Raw genomic sequence first — 1,384 nt, forward strand, 5'->3', positions numbered from 1 at the left:
TCATGGTGTGCCTCTTCTTAAAAAATCAGTTAAGTATGTTCGCTTTATCTTGCGGCGCAGTGTGTTGCTGCGTGCTTCCTTAACGGGGCCGGAGACAAGGCGGTTGACGATTTTTTCTGAAAGAAGCACAGATCCGGTCAGGGATCAGTTTTCGATACCATGGGTACGCAGAATGCGGGCTACATCACCGTTTTTCAGTAACTTTGCGTAGGCCTGATCAATTAACTGAACCATCTCTGCAGACACATTTTTACTGGCGGCAATAAATGCCGGGCTGGGATCAAACAGCACAGGTAAAACTCTGACCTGACGGTCTCCGCGACTGAGAAATTCGGTACTTTTAAAATACGAATCACGGGCGTAGAAGAAACGGGCACGTCCGCCGATCAGTTTGATCAGATTCTGTTCCGCCGAAGGAGCACTGCTGTCCAGTTGTATTCCCATGGCAAGCAAACGCGGAATATCTGCGTGCCCCTGCAAAATCAGTACGCGGTCTTTGGTTTGGCGGACATCGTCCCAGGTTTTTACCTGAACATTGTCACTTGAACGGACTGCAAGGCGATATCCTGTGATATGAAGATAGTTTTTCAGAAACTGAAATCCTGCCTCTTCACGTACGGCACTTTTACGGGCGCCACAGACAATATCACGACGACCAGCCTGCATCTCATATTCAACACGGCGTAAAGGCATCGGTTCCGGATCTGTCACAAAACGAACTTGGGGTTCGATTTCTTCAATTGCCCGGAAAATATCAGTACAAGGCCCTTTCCAGCCAGTCTCCGTTTTCTGGAAAAATGGCGCAGCGCCTTCCCATACAGCAACTTTTAAGTCAGTCGCACTACTTGCTACAAGCGGCGTCAGTAAGAATAACGCTGGCAGAATGGCCTTCATCATGATGAACATGAAATTTAAGATGAACCTGATTAAATCATATTCAGTCCATTCTGCTGGAATTTCATGACGCTTTCTTTACACTTATAGGAAGGCACATGCTTTTTCCTGCACAAGGTGTCGGTACGGAGCCACATCTGATGCCCGGACATTGAGAAAAGTGACCGAAAAACGCTGTCCTTGTCTGAGGAATTTACAGACAACCAACCAGACCATGACCGACGATTCAGACAGATCTGCGCTGGCGAGTACCATAAAAAAACCGGGCAAAGCCCGGTCAAAACATGGAGAGAGATGCTTGCTGTTTATTTGCCAGCCACTGGTTTTGCTGCGTCAGCTTTGACTTCCGGCTTCACTTCCGCACCGCCTTCAGCGTGCTTTTTCGCTTTCTTTACTTTCTTTGGTTTCGCTTCTGTTTTAGCTTCAGCCGCTTTCGTTTCTGTTGCAGCAGGCGTTGCCACTGGTTTCGGTTCTGCTTTCGCGCTGGCGG

Annotated in this window: 2 protein-coding genes; both read right to left on the reverse strand. The window is 48.3% G+C overall.

The features are described 5' to 3' along the window. Nucleotides 1–144: 144 nt before the first annotated feature. Nucleotides 145–897 (reverse strand): substrate-binding periplasmic protein, encoded by a 753-nt coding sequence (locus KDM89_RS19070; protein WP_212689506.1) that lies wholly within the window; start codon nucleotides 895–897, stop codon nucleotides 145–147. A 302-nt stretch (nucleotides 898–1,199) separates the two neighbouring features. Further along, nucleotides 1,200–1,384, reverse strand: a 185-nt coding sequence (locus KDM89_RS19075; RefSeq protein ID WP_212689507.1) for a hypothetical protein, incomplete at its 5' end; no start/stop codon positions are given.

Origin of the sequence: Cognatundibacterium luofuense (assembly GCF_018139685.1) — a bacterium.
GTDB lineage: Bacteria > Pseudomonadota > Gammaproteobacteria > Burkholderiales > Burkholderiaceae_D > Undibacterium > Undibacterium luofuense.